Source organism: Pseudomonas sp. NPDC090208 (assembly GCF_044746785.1).
In the GTDB taxonomy this organism is placed as follows: domain Bacteria; phylum Pseudomonadota; class Gammaproteobacteria; order Pseudomonadales; family Pseudomonadaceae; genus Aquipseudomonas.
Genome location: NZ_JBIVCU010000013.1, coordinates 26,083 through 40,562 on the forward strand (window position 1 = coordinate 26,083; position 14,480 = coordinate 40,562).

The following is a 14,480-nucleotide window of genomic DNA, read 5'->3' on the forward strand; positions in this document are numbered from 1 at the left end:
GCGCATATTCTCGCTGATTGTGATCAGACATTCACCCAGCAGATGTAGGACAAATCACCGATCCAAGACAAAAACAGGAAGGGTGCTACAAAAGTTGTAGGGCCTGAAATTGACACACCAATGCCAAGGCTTTTAACCTAGCGTCCAGACATTGTAAATTGGTATTACCAATCCATCGATGCCGGCGACTAGTGGTCATCCACCACGACACGCCGCAGGCAGTTCGCGACGGCGGAACGCTTGAGCTGGTGAGCTGTGCGACTCGTTCGTCAGCACCGGCAGGACGACAGTGAAAACCGTTGCCACCTGCAGGAGCCGCGCACGTAAGACATGGACACCGGGCCTAACCACAACAATTAGGGGCCTCCTACATGCAAACCTGGCAACAGCTATACACACCTCTTGGCAGCCTGGGCCTTTCGGCACTGGTTGCAGTCATCCCTATCGTGTTCTTCTTCCTTGCGCTGGCCGTGTTCCGGCTCAAAGGACACATCGCAGGCACCATTACCCTGCTTCTCTCGGTCGTGATCGCGATCTTCGCCTTCCAGATGCCCGCCGACATGGCCATCGCCTCGGCGATCTACGGCTTCCTCTACGGCCTGTGGCCGATCGCGTGGATCATCATTGCGGCGGTGTTCCTCTACAAACTCACCGTCAAGAGCGGCCAGTTCGAAATCATCCGCAGTTCGGTGATGTCGATCACCGACGACCAGCGTCTGCAGGTGCTGCTGATCGGTTTCTGCTTCGGTGCATTCCTTGAAGGTGCCGCCGGTTTCGGTGCGCCAGTGGCCATCACCGCAGCGCTGTTGGTAGGCCTGGGTCTGAACCCGCTGTACGCCGCCGGCCTGTGCCTGATCGCCAACACCGCACCGGTGGCCTTCGGCGCGCTGGGTATTCCGATCATCGTCGCCGGCCAGGTGTCGGGCATCGATGCGTTCAAGATCGGTGCCATGGCCGGTCGTCAGCTGCCACTGCTGTCGGTGTTCGTGCCGTTCTGGCTGATGTTCATGATGGACGGCGTCAAAGGCGTCAAGGAAACCTGGCCAGCTGCACTGGTTGCCGGCGGCAGCTTCGCCATCGTGCAGTTCCTGACCTCCAACTTCATCGGCCCTGAGCTGCCGGACATCACCTCGGCACTGGTCAGCCTGGTCGCCCTGACCTTCTTCCTGAAAGTCTGGCAACCGGCGCGCGCCACCGACATGCAAGTCGCCAGCACCTCCGGCGGCGCCATGGTCATGGGCGGCGGCACCGGCGGTTTCGGCCAGCCGCGCACCCAGAAAAAATCGCCGTACTCCAGCGGCACCATCATCAAGGCCTGGTCGCCGTTCCTGATCCTCACCGTCATCGTGACGATCTGGACCCTGAAACCGTTCAAGGCGCTGTTCGCCCCGGGCGGAGCACTGGCATCACTGACCCTGAACTTCCCGGTGCCGCACCTGGATCAACTGGTGATGAAAGCCGCGCCGATTGTCGCTAACCCGACCGCCATGCCGGCCGTCTACAAGTTCGACATTCTGGCCGCCTCCGGCAGTGCCATTCTGGTGTCGGCCATCTTGACCATGTTCGTGCTGCGCATCGGTTTCAAAACTGGTCTTACCACTTTCAAAGAAACCCTGTTCGAACTGCGCTGGGCCATCGTGTCCATCGGCATGGTGCTGGCCTTCGCCTTCGTCATGAACTATTCGGGCATGTCCTCGACCCTGGCGCTGGTGTTGGCCGGCACCGGTGCCGCGTTCCCGTTCTTCTCGCCGTTCCTCGGCTGGCTGGGCGTGTTCCTGACAGGCTCCGACACCTCGTCCAACGCCCTGTTCGGCTCGCTGCAAGCCACCACCGCCCACCAACTGGGCGTCAGTGACGTGCTGACCGTCGCGGCCAACTCCAGCGGTGGCGTGACCGGCAAGATGATTTCCCCGCAATCGATCGCGGTTGCCTGTGCCGCCACCGGCATGGTGGGCAAGGAATCGGACCTGTTCCGCTTCACCCTCAAGCACAGCCTGTTCTTCGCCGCGATTGTCGGCTGCATCACCTACGCCCAGGCGTACTGGTTCACCGGCATGCTGGTTCACTAAGAGACGAGCGCCGGGCGCGTGCATGCGCGCCCGGCCGCTGCCCCGCTCACTTGACGTTGCGAGACTCCATGATCATTTCTGCTTCCACCGACTACCGCGCTGCAGCACAACGCAAGCTGCCGCCATTCCTGTTCCACTACGCCGACGGCGGCGCCTACGCCGAGCACACCCTGCGCCACAACGTTTCGGACCTTGCCGAAATCGCCTTGCGCCAGCGCATCCTGAAAAACATGTCGGAGTTGAGCCTGCAGACCACGCTGTTCAACGAAACCCTGAACATGCCGGTGGCGCTGGCCCCGGTCGGCCTGTGCGGCATGTACGCACGCCGGGGCGAAGTGCAGGCGGCGCGCGCAGCGGCGTCCAAAGGCATTCCGTTCACCCTGTCGACCGTGTCGGTCTGCCCGATCGAAGAAGTGGCGCCGGCCATCGACCGCCCGATGTGGTTCCAGCTGTACGTGCTCAAGGACCGCGGCTTCATGCGCAACGCGCTGGAGCGGGCCAAGGCTGCTGGGGTCAAAACCCTGGTATTCACCGTCGACATGCCGGTCCCCGGCGCCCGTTACCGCGACCTGCACTCCGGCATGAGCGGCAAGAACGGCCCGACCCGTCGCGTCCTGCAAGCCATGACCCACCCGCAATGGGCCTGGGACGTCGGCGTCAACGGTCGCCCGCACGATCTGGGCAACATCTCTGCCTATCGTGGCAACCCGACCGGCCTGGCTGACTACATCGGCTGGCTGGGCAACAACTTCGACCCGTCGATTTCCTGGAAAGACCTGGAGTGGATTCGCGAATTCTGGGACGGCCCGATGATCATCAAAGGCATCCTCGACCCCGATGACGCCCGTGATGCGGTGAAATTCGGTGCCGACGGCATCGTCGTCTCCAACCACGGCGGCCGCCAGCTCGATGGCGTACTGTCCAGCGCCCGCGCTCTGCCGGCGATTGCCGACGCGGTCAAAGGCGACCTGAAGATTCTCGCCGACTCCGGCATCCGCAGCGGCCTGGACGTGGTGCGCATGATCGCCCTCGGCGCCGACACCGTGCTGATCGGTCGCGCCTTCATCTATGCCCTCGCCACCCACGGCGAAGCCGGCGTGAAGAACCTGCTCGACCTGTTCGAAAAAGAAATGCGCGTGGCCATGGTCCTGACCGGTGCCAAATCCATCAGCGAAATCAGCCGCGATTCGCTGGTCCGTGAACTGGGCGCGTAAGCGCCCGACCGTTACGCACGCGGCACGCCAGATGCCGCGGCACCCGTGAGGAAGACCGTATGAGCCTGCCCGCCTCCTTCCTGGCCGATGTGAAGCGCCTGATTCCCGCCGAACGGCGTTTCGACGACCCGTTGTCGACCCTGGCCTTCGGCACCGACGCCAGCTTTTACCGGCTGATTCCCAAGCTGGTGATCCGCGTCGAGTCCGAAGAGGAAGTCGTCAACCTGCTCAAACTGGCCCAGGTCGACCGCGTGCCGGTGACCTTCCGCGCCGCCGGCACCAGCCTGTCCGGCCAGGCCATCAGCGACTCGGTGCTGCTGGTGCTGGGCGACAACTGGAACGGCCGCGAGATTCGCCAGCAGGGTGAGCAGATTCGCCTGCAACCGGGCGTCATCGGCGCCCAGGCCAACGTCTGGCTGGCACCCTACGGGCGCAAGATCGGCCCGGATCCCGCCTCGATCAACGCGGCGAAAATCGGCGGCATCGTCGCCAACAACTCCAGCGGCATGTGCTGCGGCACGGCTCAGAACACCTATCACACCCTGGCCGGCATGCGCCTGGTGCTGGCTGACGGCACGCGTCTGGACACCGAGGACGCCAACAGCGTTGCGGCCTTTCGCGCCACCCACGGCAAGCTGCTCGACCGCTTGGCCGAGCTGGGCCGTGAAACCCGCGCCAACACCGAACTGGCCGCGAAGATCCGCCACAAATACCGACTAAAAAACACCACCGGCCTGTCACTCAATGCGCTGGTCGATTTCGACGAACCGCTGGACATCCTCAGCCACCTGCTGGTCGGCTCCGAGGGCACGCTGGGCTTCATCAGCGCGGTGACCTACGACACCGTGCCCGACCACCCGAACAAAGCCTCGGCGCTGATTGTGTTCCCGGATGTGGAAACCTGCTGCAACGCCGTCACCGTACTGAAAACCCAGCCAGTGTCTGCCGTCGAACTGCTCGACCGGCGCAGCATGCGTTCGGTGCAAAACAAGCCGGGCATGCCGCCCTTCGTCCGCGAACTCTCGGAAAACGCCTGTGCGCTGCTGATCGAAGCCCGCGCGGCAACACAGGGTCTGCTGCACGAGCAACTGGCGCAGATCATGGCCTCCATCGCGCACTTCCCGGTGGAGAAGCAGGTCGATTTCACCGAAGACCCCGGCGAAAACGCCCGCTTGTGGGCGATCCGCAAGGACACCTTCCCCGCGGTCGGCGCCGTGCGCGAAACCGGCACCACGGTGATCATCGAAGACGTGACCTTCCCCGTCGAGCAACTGGCCATCGGCGTGCGCCGCCTGATCGAACTGTTCGACAAGCACCACTACGACGAAGCGATCCTGTTCGGCCACGCGCTGGAGGGCAACCTGCACTTCGTCTTCACCCAAGGCTTCAATGACCCGGAAGAAATCGCCCGCTATTCGGCGTTCATGGACGACGTCACGCAACTGGTGGCGGTTGAGTTCAACGGCTCGCTCAAGGCCGAACATGGCACCGGCCGCAACATGGCGCCCTTCGTCGAGCTGGAATGGGGCAGCGACGCCTACCAGTTGATGTGGAAGCTCAAACGCCTGCTCGACCCCAACGGCATCCTCAATCCGGACGTGGTTCTCAGCGAAGACCCGGACATTCACCTCAAACACCTGAAGCCGATGCCCGCCGCCGACACCATTGTCGACAAATGCATCGAGTGCGGTTTCTGCGAGCCGGTCTGCCCGTCGAAAGGCCTGACCCTGAGCCCGCGCCAGCGCATCGTCATGTGGCGCGACATTCAGGCAAAGAAGCGCGCTGGCATCGATACCCGCGACCTGGAGCGCGACTATCACTACCAGGGTATCGACACCTGCGCCGCCACCGGCCTGTGCGCGCAACGCTGCCCGGTCGGCATCAACACCGGCGAACTGGTGAAAAAACTGCGTGCCGAGCACGCCACACACGGCAAGACCGCCGGTTGGCTAGCCCACCACTTCACCACCGCCCTCAAAGGCGCGCGCTTCACCCTGCACGCCGCCAACGGCGCACGCATGCTGCTCGGCGCACCGCGCTTGGAAAAGCTGTCGGCCGCGCTGACCAAAGCCTCCTCAGGCCGCGTGCCACAGTGGACGCCGGCCATGCCTCAGGCCGAGAACGCCATCCGCTTCACCCCGCTGGTAGAAGACCAGCGCCCACGGGTGGTGTATCTGGCCGCCTGTGTCTCACGGGTGATGGGCCCGGCAGCCACCGATCACGAGCAAATGTCCCTGCTGGACAAGACCCGTGGCCTGCTGGAAAAAGCCGGCTATCAAGTGGTGTTCCCCGACGATCAGGACAGCCTTTGCTGCGGCCAGCCGTTTGCCTCCAAGGGCTACAACGAACAGGCCGAGGAAAAGCGCCAGCAACTGCTCGCCGCACTGACCAAAGCCAGCCGCGGTGGCCTCGACCCGATCTACTGCGACACCAGCCCGTGCACGCTGCGCCTGGTGCAGGACCTGAAAGACACCCGCCTGGACCTCTACGACCCGGTGCGCTTCATTCGCACCCACCTGCTCGACAAACTGGTGTTCACCCCGCAACGGGAAGCCATCGCCGTCCACGTCACCTGCAGCACCCAGCATCTGGGCGAAAGCCAGGCACTGATCGAACTGGCGCGGCTGTGCAGCGTCAACGTGGTCATCCCCGAAGGCATTCACTGCTGCGGCTTCGCCGGCGACAAAGGCTTCACCACCCCGGAACTGAACGCGCACTCATTAAGAACGCTGAAAGACGCCGTGCAATATTGCAGCGAAGGCATCTCCACCAGCCGCACCTGCGAAATCGGCCTGACCCGCCACGGCGGCATCGACTACCACGGCCTGGTCTATCTGGTGGACAGGGTCACCACGCCACGCCCGGCCTGATGCACACCCACGGGGCGGACATCGCCCCGTTTCCCTGTCACATCCTGCAACATGGCTTTTTCGCACCACCCGGAAAATAAATAGAACCCCTGTAATGACACACAGTCCATCTCTTTAAGCGCCGCACACCGGACGCTTGCTTTCCATCTCGGCCATCGGCGCCATCGAGCCGCCATACCGAGTCCACAGGCTTAAGGAGATACACATGAAGCGCACAGCACTGACTGGATTGTTTCTGACCGCTGCACTGTTGGGTTCCCCGGTATTCGCTGCCGATGACCTGTGCGGCACCAACCTGCAAATCCTCAAAGACGCACAGGCCTCGTCCGCCACCAACCTCAGCCCGGAGAAAAAGGAAGAAATCGCCAACTCCTGGAAAGCCGGTGACGCCGCGCAAAAAGCCGGCGATGACAAGAAATGCATCGCCGAAACCTCCAAGACCATTTCAGAGCTGAAAACCATGGGCTCGGGCAGCGAAGGCGCCAAGTGACCCCGACTACGCCATGACGCGCGCGGCCTGCCCAACGCAGACCGTGCCGCGCATGAGGTCGACGCAGGTCATTGATTGGAGTACACTCCGCGACCTGACTCTTGAGAGCACAGAATTGGGGCCGATTAGGATTCGACGCCGGTGATGAAACTCTAGGGGCATGCCGACTTGGTAACAGAAGTCGTAAATCCACTGTTGCAACTTTCTATAGTTGCCAATGACGAAACCTACGGGGAATACGCTCTCGCTGCGTAAGCGGCGCTAGCCTTCCTTCTGGTAGCTTCGGCTCCAGCAATCATCAGGGGATGCCTGTAAACCCGAAATGATTGTCATACAGAACAGGATCGCCGTGCAGTACGCTGTGGACGAATCGGCTAAAACTTACACAGCTCGCCCAAAGCACCCTGCCCGTCGGGTCGCTGAGGGTTAACTTAATAGACACGGCTAAGCATGTAGGCCCGAAAGCGGAGTACTGGCGGACGGGGGTTCAAATCCCCCCGGCTCCACCAAATTTGCATCTAAAGACGTCCACGGACGTCTTTTTTTGTGCCTGAAAGCCAGAAAATACGGGGCTTTCAGCGCTTATAGCGTCCTAGGACGTCCAATAGCATCCGTGCATTTCTGTATTCCTAATGGTATTCCAGGCATACAGATGCTAATTTCAGGAATACAGAATTTCCTCCTGGAATACCAATGGGCGCCAAAAGCACACGTCTATCTGAAGCCAAAATTAAAGCTGCGAAGCCCAGAGATAAGGATTACGTCCTGAGCGATGGCGGCGGCCTTCAATTGCGAGTGAGAATCATTGGCTCAAAGCTGTGGAACTTTAATTACCACCACCCCATAACTAAAAAGCGCATCAACATGGGGCTTGGCATTTACCCCGAACTCTCTCTGGCGCAGGCCAGGAAAATGACAGTTGAAGCGAGAGAGCTGCTTGCCTTGGGAGTAGACCCGAAAGAGCATCGGGAAGCGACGGGACGAGCCAAGAAGGCTGCAACCGAGCACACGTTCCAGAGCGTAGCTACCGCCTGGTATGAGCTGAAAAAAGACTCCGTGACACAGGCCTACGCCGAGGATATCTGGCGCTCACTGACGCTGCATGTTTTCCAAGACCTGGGCACGACCCCGATCTCAGCCATTAATGCACCACAGGTCATCAACCTGCTTCGGCCACTCGAAACCAAAGGCAGCCTTGAGACCGTTAAGCGGCTGTCACAGCGACTCAACGAGATCATGACCTACGGGGTCAACTCAGGACTGATTCATGCAAACCCACTTAGCGGGATTCGCTCCGTCTTCAAGAAACCGAAAAAGAAGAACATGGCGGCACTTGCTCCCGATGAGTTGAGCGAGCTCATGTTGGCAGTTGCTAATGCCAGCATAAAAAGAACGACCCGTTGCCTGATCGAATGGCAACTTCACACCATGACCCGGCCAGCAGAAGCCGCAACCACTCGCTGGGCAGACATCGACTTCGAAAAGAAAATCTGGACGATCCCAGCCGAGCGGATGAAGAAACGCCGCACGCACATCATTCCGCTCACGGAACAAGCTCTCGCGTTATTGGAAGCAATCAAACCCTACAGTGGGCACCGGGAATACGTCTTCCCAGCAGACCGGAACCCTCGCACCCACTGCAACAGTCAGACCGCTAACATGGCGCTGAAACGCATGGGCTTCGAAGGACGCCTAGTCAGTCATGGCATGCGCTCAATGGCCAGCACCATCCTCAACGAACAAGGCTTTGAGCCTGAACTGATCGAGGTAGCGCTTGCCCATGTAGACAAGGACGAGGTTCGCAGCGCCTACAACCGAGCGGATTACATTGAGCGCAGACGCCCGATGATGGCTTGGTGGAGCGAGCACATCCAGCAAGCAGCTTCCGGCAATCTTTCGATGTCAGCTATCAAGGAAAATCGGAACAGAAAGGTCGTTTCGATACGCTGATGGATGGTCTGCTGCCGACCAAAGCACATAACAACCCAGACATAAAATCACCGATCTGCCATCTCGTCGTCCAGCTCATCGGCATCGGCTTTCATCGTTGAGTACATTTCCTTGAGCATTGGCTCGACAATGTGCTCGGCCTCTGCCCATTGATCCTCACGCAACATCGAGTACTGAACGTCTAGGTGTATTTCCTTATCGAAAATAAAATCTGTTGAGGTTTCTAAGCCGACAATTAGCTGCATGTCCTTTGGCAACTCCTTGGCGATGAACTGAAGCACAGCTGGAAGATTGATGTCGTCCTGAGCTTGTTGGTTTGGTGAGTCAATGACGACTGGTATGTCATACGTGCCCGTCGCGCCTTGGCAGGTTCGCCATAAGGCGGCGTAGTAGGCGAGAATCGACCGAGGACCTCCGCTTCCAGATAGATCCGGGCGACCGGTAAGTTTCATCTTCGATGCATCAACAGAGGGTAACTTCAGTGCAACACGTCCGTTCACATAGAAGGTTCTAAAGTCATCCAATATCGCTCGCGTTCTTTTCGGAGCACGCAACGACTTCATTTTCTCGTCCAAGGCGTCAACCGCGCTGAGAGCCTTATCGATGCTCTCTTGCAGCTGCTTGCGCTCAACCTCGAAGGCAGCGAAAGCACTCTCTGCGCCCATGCTGCCGACGACGTCTTGGAACTTGAGTTCTCCTTTGCGCGTATCTAAAAGCCTAGATATACGCTGATAGTTTTCGTTGAGTGTGCTCAGTTTTGCCAACGCGGTGCCGCATCGATGCCGCACTTGGTTTGCGTCATCCCTAAGACGTCCAGCGAGCTCACGGAGCACTCGCGCGTCCTCGGCGAAATTGAGCAAATCGAGGAACGACTTTGTGTGCTCAGCCTTGCAAGTCGGGCAAATCAGCGACTCAGAGTTTTCGGCACGTAAGTACTTCGCATCATGGTCATACGCAGCAAGCGCATCGTCGGCCAGTCGAATCTGTTGCTCCAGACTCGACAGCAAATCTTGTTCGCGGACAGCCGCACTTCGTAGCAATTCCTGCTTCTGATTGAGCTCGTTGACCTCCTGGGTTAATAGTGCAATCTCATCTGCAAAATTTTCGGCGCTGACCTTGGGCCCAGATAAGGGCAACGTACGGCTAAATCGCTCTATAGCTCGCTCAAGGAGCTTGTACTCACGCCGATGTTCCTCAAGAACCTTAGATTCTTGAGCCCTCTCAGCTCTAGCACGGTAGTACTCTGGAGGGCACACACCGGTGAAATACTCCAAAATAGCGCCCCAAGGGGAGCTGAATCTTTTAAGCCCGCCAAAGGTGTTCCACTCAGACTGCCAACTGCCGTCCTGGTTTACATAAAAGGGTAAGAAGAAACATGCAGGGTCGGCGGGCCGAATCTCAGACTCTTTCTTGTCGGTGAACACCAGGTTGAAATCAGTGACTTCACAGAAGCTCTGAGACCACTCTCCAAAATTCGAGGTCGCAACAATCATCTCGCGATCGGCATTGAACAATGCGCGCCGTCCATTCTGGTGAAGCGCAAAGAAGTGACGACCATCGATAGAAAATTCGAGGAGGGAGGCTGTGCTTTCATCCCACGCCTCAAGCTTGCCCTGAGGCTTGGCTCCAAGAGTCTCAAAGAGGCTCCGAATCAGACTCGTCTTGCCCGTGTGGTTCCTCCCCCTCAACAGATTCTTCTTCGGGTGAAAGTTGACGTGCCTTGCTTTCTTGTCGCGATGCGAGAGCAGCCAGATGTTTTCGAATCGGAAGCTTTTCATAGTTCTTAGTTCTCAGGCTACGAACGAGTAGTCTCAGTTCGGGTCCACGCATTTTTTAATAGCCCTCATCGCAAAGCGTGCTAGGAGTTCTGCATCGCGAAAGCCGCTGAACTCCACTCTCAGCGCTGATAACGCCGCCTCGAAATACGGACGCAGGTCAGGTCCGTGCGTATTGGAGTCGAGCCACGAGTCACAGAAATCATGAAGAGGCTGAACGGCGGACAGTGTTGAGCCCGTGAGCCGCTCTCGAACGACTCGGGCTGCCTCCGCGCGCATAGCAGTCACCACCATGAAATCCATGCCCTCCTTCTGTAATTGCGCGAGCCAGTCGTTTAAGTAGGCAGAGTGATCTGGGATGCTCTCCAGTGCTCCGAGCGCAGACATAAACTCCTGTTTTGAGAACCCACGCTGCTTCACAAGGTCGTCAAAGGTTGAGCAAGTATCGGTATGACGGCCCAGAGGAGAAATCTTCGTTACAAGAGATTCCACGAACGACGCGGCCTGGCCCGCATGATGGGGGCTGCGCACCGTCAATAAATCCAGAGCCGACTTGATTACGTGACTGCTGGGCTCATCGGGGTGAATGGCGACCTTCTTTAACCTGAGCTTCGTTAGATCCGGAGCAGGTGAGCCGGGTGCACAAAGCGAATGCAGGGCCTGAGTCAATAAATGCACATGCTCAGGGGCGAAATCTGCCAGCGAGCAAGGCATCGACGTTGCGGCATTTCCTCCGGAAGCAAGGGGGATATCGCAGCCAGCGTTTGAGATGAAGTACGCTTCGACAGGAAGTGTGTCGAAGGCCCCAAGACTGAGCTGAAGCTTCCCCAGTGCGCTGCCACTGACCGTTGTAAACGAAGGTGCTGCCGCCTTCGATGCTGCCTTCAGGCTTATCTTTTTCGGAGGCGAAGATATCCCAGTGAGTACAGACCAGCTCCACTCTCCACGATCCTTCTTCTTCACCTGATAAACACGGACACGCGCGGGAGAGATTACTGAGTCCAGCTCCGTGACATCCTGCACGGACTCAAAAAGAAGCAAAAAATCCGGCTCATTCGCCTGCTCCATTTCCACCATACGGAGCACTGCCCACCAGCGCTGAAAGTCCACGCCCTTAGCGCCGTGGCCTCCGCCAGTCTCCGTTAAGCCAGGTTTGTTTGCGACGAGCAGTATCTCTGCGGCGCCAGCCGATGTGGTCAAGACACCCTCCCTATGCGCTATCGCCACCAAAAATGGCAGCCCCAACAGTTCCATTTTTGCATCATCGGTCACATTCAGGGGGGCTGTAAAGAACGCGAACTTGCCGTTGCCTTGATACTCATGCTTTGGAGTCAGCAATGCGAGTGGCCAAGAAGGGCCGTCGCGACCAGCAGTTCAAAACCGATTGCTGACGACTCGTGGCTGGCAGGAACAGACGCGCTAGTTGCCCGCCACCAGAGATTTCAAGGTTTGCCCAGGTCAAGCAGTCCGCTGCGACCAACTACTTTGGGTCGACTGCTGTCGTGAGAGCAAAATCAATTGCCATCGATTAAGCCGATTTAACTCGAAAAAATCTCAGCAACACATTACCGCAATGACATCAGCACTAAGGAGGATCATCCCATGTCATTGCAGTGCCCTCGCTGTCACTCACCCAAAGTCGCTTCTTTTCATCACGCCATGAAAGCCGGCGCGGCCATCGGCGCTGTTGGCGGCCTCGCACGTGGCGTCAGCGCTGCCCTGGCAGGCGGCAAGTCCGGCGCAGCCCTCGGCGTAATCGCCGGCCCTGTCGGCATCACACTCGGCTCAGTATCTGGCGCCATCCTCGGCGGCTTGGCCGGCGGCGTCGGCGGTTGTGCGCTCGGCGCTCAGCTTGGCGAATCGCTCGACCGCCATGTCCTGGCCCACAACCTCTGCCTGCTCTGCGGTCACCGCTTCAATCTGCCGGCCTGATCAGGCCACCGTTCCCTTCTCCCTTCTCCCTTCTCCCTTCTCCCTTCTCCCTTATCTCTCACTGATTGCCGGTGCTGCGCTCTGCGCGGCGCTTTATGCCGGCATGCACCCAAAGGAAATTCGTCATGGCTCATCAAATCGAACAAATGGCCTACGTTGGCGCTACTCCGTGGCATGGTCTGGGTAACAACCTGCCGCAGAAACAGCCCATCGAAGTCTGGCAACGTGAAGCCGGCATGGACTGGCAGATCCTGGAAAGCCCCGTGCACTTCAAGTCGGACGCCATCGGCCATCTGGGCGCGATCCACTCGTTCCCAGAGCAGAAGGTGCTCTACCGCTCGGACACAAAGGCACCGCTGTCGGTGGTTTCGCAGCGTTACCACACCGTGCAGCCTCGCGAGGTGCTGGAGTTCTACCGCGGCCTGACCGAGGTCTCCGGCTACGAGTTGGAAACCGCTGGCGTGCTTAAGGGCGGGCGCAAGTTCTGGGCGCTGGCACGTACCGGCCAAGGTGCTGCACTCAAGGGCAGCGACCAGGTGAATGGCTATCTGCTGCTCGCGACTTCCTGCGACGGCACACTGGCTACCACCGCAACGCCCACGACTATCCGTGTTGTCTGCAACAACACTCTCACCATCGCCCTTGACGGCACCAGCCGTGCGATCAAGGTGCCGCACAGCACCCGCTTTGACGGCGATCTGGTGAAGAAGCAGCTCGGCATCGCCGTCTCGCAATGGGATGACTTCATGTACCGCATGCGCCACCTGGCTGAACGCAAGGTGCAGTGGCATGAGGCGCTGGGCTTCTTTATGAACGTGATGTGCGAAACCAACCCGACCGGCGCCTTGCCGGAGCAACTGCCCAACGAGCGCGCTCTGCGCAAAGTGCAGGAGCTGTATGAAAGCCGTGGCCGGGGCAGCCAGCTGGAATCGGCTCGCGGGACCGCCTGGGGCTTGCTCAATGCCGTGACCGAGTACGTCGATCACGAGCGCCGGGCACGCAGCACCGAGTATCGCCTCGACTCCGCCTGGTTCGGCCAGGGCGCACAGATCAAGCAACGCGCTCTGGATACAGCCCTGCAACTGGTCGCCTGACCTTTTACCTAATCCACCCCATAACGCCCGACCCGCGTCGTTGCAGGTCGGGCGTTTTTATTTCTGCAAGGTGAACGCTATGAAAGCTACTTCATTGAATCGCAGCACCAGCAAAACCCGTCCGGCTCTGCGCCTGGTCAGCACCAAGGAACTGCCACGCGAAGACTGGTTGCAGATCCGCAAGCAAGGTATCGGCAGTTCGGATGCAGCCGCCGCCGTTGGCCTCAACCCCTATAAGTCGCAGCTGGAGCTCTGGATGGAGAAGACCGGCCGCGATGCCGGCCTGCCAAAGGCTGATCCGCATGATGAGGAAAGCCCGATGTACTGGGGCAACGTCCTGGAGCCCATCGTGGCCTGGCACTACAGCAAGCGCACAAAGAACAAGGTACGGCGCATCAATGCCGTGCTGCAGCACCCGGATCCTGAGCTGCCTTGGATGCTGGCCAACATCGACCGCGAGGTAATCGGGGCCGACGATGTGCAGATCCTCGAATGCAAGACAGCCGGCATAAACGGGGCACGCCTCTGGAAAGAGGGCGTGCCTGAGTATGTGCAGCTGCAGGTGATGCACCAGCTCGCCGTCACCGGCAAGCAGGCGGCGGATGTAGCGGTACTGCTGGGTGGCCAGACTTTGGAGATCCACCGCATCGAGCGGGACGAGCAGATGATCGCTCGCCTGATCGAGCTGGAGCGAAAGTTCTGGCAGCACGTGGAGACTGATACGCCACCGCCAGCCGATGGCACGGCTTCCGCTGAATCAGCCCTGCGCTGCCTCTACCCGGAGGACAACGGCCAGGTCGTCGACTTCAGTCAGCATGCAGGACTCTCTGCTGCATACATCGAGCTGAAGGCCGTTCGTCAGTCGATTGCCGACAGGGAAAAGCGCGAGGCCGAGCTCAAGCAGATGCTGCAGCAGGCCATGGGCGACGCCAGCCGGGCGGAGTTTTCCAGCGGCTACGTCTCCTGGCGCAAGACCAAGGACAGTATCGGCCTAAATGTCGCTCAACTGCTCCAGGAAAAGCCCTACCTGCAGGCCAAGTACCCACTGCTCAAACCAGGTGCGCGACGCTTCCTGGTCGGCTGAAA

The 14,480-nt window shown here is 59.3% G+C and carries 10 protein-coding genes and 1 other RNA gene; 9 read left to right on the forward strand and 2 right to left on the reverse strand.

All coding sequences use genetic code 11. The features are described from left to right. Positions 1–371: 371 nt before the first annotated feature. From ACIPL0_RS20910 to ACIPL0_RS20935, 6 genes are all read left to right on the forward strand, one after another. A complete protein-coding gene (locus tag ACIPL0_RS20910) occupies positions 372–2,069 on the forward strand; it encodes a lactate permease LctP family transporter (RefSeq protein ID WP_400596275.1) in 1,698 nt (565 codons plus the stop codon). Positions 2,070–2,137: 68 nt separating this feature from the next. Next, positions 2,138–3,283: an FMN-dependent L-lactate dehydrogenase LldD gene (gene lldD, locus ACIPL0_RS20915; protein ID WP_400596277.1), complete on the forward strand. Its 1,146-nt coding sequence runs from the start codon at positions 2,138–2,140 to the stop codon at positions 3,281–3,283. A 59-nt stretch (positions 3,284–3,342) separates the two neighbouring features. After that, positions 3,343–6,153, forward strand: a complete 2,811-nt coding sequence (locus tag ACIPL0_RS20920) for an FAD-binding and (Fe-S)-binding domain-containing protein (RefSeq protein ID WP_400596279.1) — start codon at positions 3,343–3,345, stop codon at positions 6,151–6,153. 205 nt (positions 6,154–6,358) lie between these two features. Beyond that, on the forward strand, positions 6,359–6,643 hold the full coding sequence (locus tag ACIPL0_RS20925; protein ID WP_400596281.1) for a hypothetical protein: 285 nt from the start codon (positions 6,359–6,361) through the stop codon (positions 6,641–6,643). Positions 6,644–6,760: 117 nt separating this feature from the next. Then, positions 6,761–7,152, forward strand: a transfer-messenger RNA (tmRNA) gene (ssrA, locus tag ACIPL0_RS20930). Positions 7,153–7,336: 184 nt separating this feature from the next. Next, positions 7,337–8,593: an integrase domain-containing protein gene (locus ACIPL0_RS20935; RefSeq protein WP_400731578.1), complete on the forward strand. Its 1,257-nt coding sequence runs from the start codon at positions 7,337–7,339 to the stop codon at positions 8,591–8,593. Between the two features lie 47 nt (positions 8,594–8,640). Here ACIPL0_RS20935 and ACIPL0_RS20940 read toward each other — a convergent pair whose 3' ends face one another. Both ACIPL0_RS20940 and ACIPL0_RS20945 read right to left on the reverse strand, forming a co-directional pair. Next, the gene (locus ACIPL0_RS20940; protein WP_400731579.1) at positions 8,641–10,371 is read right to left on the reverse strand and encodes a hypothetical protein; all 1,731 of its coding nucleotides are present in this window, start codon (positions 10,369–10,371) and stop codon (positions 8,641–8,643) included. A gap of 33 nt (positions 10,372–10,404) precedes the next feature. Further along, positions 10,405–11,706 carry a dsDNA nuclease domain-containing protein gene (locus ACIPL0_RS20945; protein WP_400731580.1) on the reverse strand — a complete coding sequence of 434 codons (1,302 nt, stop codon included), beginning with the start codon at positions 11,704–11,706 and terminating at the stop codon, positions 10,405–10,407. Positions 11,707–11,970: 264 nt separating this feature from the next. Between ACIPL0_RS20945 and ACIPL0_RS20950 the strand changes: the two genes are divergently transcribed. From ACIPL0_RS20950 to ACIPL0_RS20960, 3 genes are all read left to right on the forward strand, one after another. Beyond that, entirely contained in the window at positions 11,971–12,300 is a 330-nt protein-coding gene (locus ACIPL0_RS20950) for a hypothetical protein (protein WP_400731581.1), read from the forward strand. Between the two features lie 125 nt (positions 12,301–12,425). Continuing rightward, on the forward strand, positions 12,426–13,394 hold the full coding sequence (locus ACIPL0_RS20955; protein ID WP_400731582.1) for a DUF932 domain-containing protein: 969 nt from the start codon (positions 12,426–12,428) through the stop codon (positions 13,392–13,394). Positions 13,395–13,473: 79 nt separating this feature from the next. Then, a complete protein-coding gene (locus tag ACIPL0_RS20960; RefSeq protein WP_400731583.1) occupies positions 13,474–14,478 on the forward strand; it encodes a YqaJ viral recombinase family protein in 1,005 nt (334 codons plus the stop codon). The last annotated feature ends 2 nt before the right edge of the window (positions 14,479–14,480 follow it).

Bases quoted from the DNA above. Each gene is read 5' to 3' on its own strand.
- ACIPL0_RS20910 (WP_400596275.1), top strand. From the start codon at position 372: ATGCAAACCTGGCAACAGCTATACACACCTCTTGGCAGCCTGGGCCTT.
- lldD (WP_400596277.1), top strand. From the start codon at position 2,138: ATGATCATTTCTGCTTCCACCGACTACCGCGCTGCAGCACAACGCAAG.
- ACIPL0_RS20920 (WP_400596279.1), top strand. From the start codon at position 3,343: ATGAGCCTGCCCGCCTCCTTCCTGGCCGATGTGAAGCGCCTGATTCCC.
- ACIPL0_RS20925 (WP_400596281.1), top strand. From the start codon at position 6,359: ATGAAGCGCACAGCACTGACTGGATTGTTTCTGACCGCTGCACTGTTG.
- ACIPL0_RS20935 (WP_400731578.1), top strand. From the start codon at position 7,337: ATGGGCGCCAAAAGCACACGTCTATCTGAAGCCAAAATTAAAGCTGCG.
- ACIPL0_RS20940 (WP_400731579.1), bottom strand. From the start codon at position 10,371: ATGAAAAGCTTCCGATTCGAAAACATCTGGCTGCTCTCGCATCGCGAC.
- ACIPL0_RS20950 (WP_400731581.1), top strand. From the start codon at position 11,971: ATGTCATTGCAGTGCCCTCGCTGTCACTCACCCAAAGTCGCTTCTTTT.
- ACIPL0_RS20955 (WP_400731582.1), top strand. From the start codon at position 12,426: ATGGCTCATCAAATCGAACAAATGGCCTACGTTGGCGCTACTCCGTGG.
- ACIPL0_RS20960 (WP_400731583.1), top strand. From the start codon at position 13,474: ATGAAAGCTACTTCATTGAATCGCAGCACCAGCAAAACCCGTCCGGCT.